Below are 238 nucleotides of genomic sequence, written 5' to 3'. Positions count from 1 at the left end.
AACCCAAGATTATGTCACAAAAATTTCAGGAAATCATCAATTCCGATAGGCCTGTACTTATTGACTTTTTTGCCACATGGTGCCAACCTTGTAAGGTTCAATCGTCAGTTTTAAATACTGTAAAGGAAAATATTGGTGAGGGAGCTAGAATTATAAAGGTAGATGTAGACCAATACCCTGCTCTGGCAGCACAATATGGAGTTCGAGGAGTTCCAACTTTAGCAATCTTTAAAGATGG

General features: G+C 38.2%; 1 protein-coding gene. It reads left to right on the top strand.

Annotation, left to right across the window (positions count from 1 at the left end):
- Window positions 1-11 precede the first annotated feature (11 nt).
- The coding region (locus SB689_RS24145) for a thioredoxin family protein (RefSeq protein WP_410694551.1) at window positions 12-238 on the top strand (227 nt) is incomplete at its 3' end.

Source organism: Chryseobacterium sp. SIMBA_038 (genome assembly GCF_046535115.1).
Taxonomy (GTDB): domain Bacteria; phylum Bacteroidota; class Bacteroidia; order Flavobacteriales; family Weeksellaceae; genus Chryseobacterium.
The sequence above is the reverse complement of the archived record's forward strand: the minus strand, read 5'-3'. Positions and strand labels throughout refer to the sequence as shown.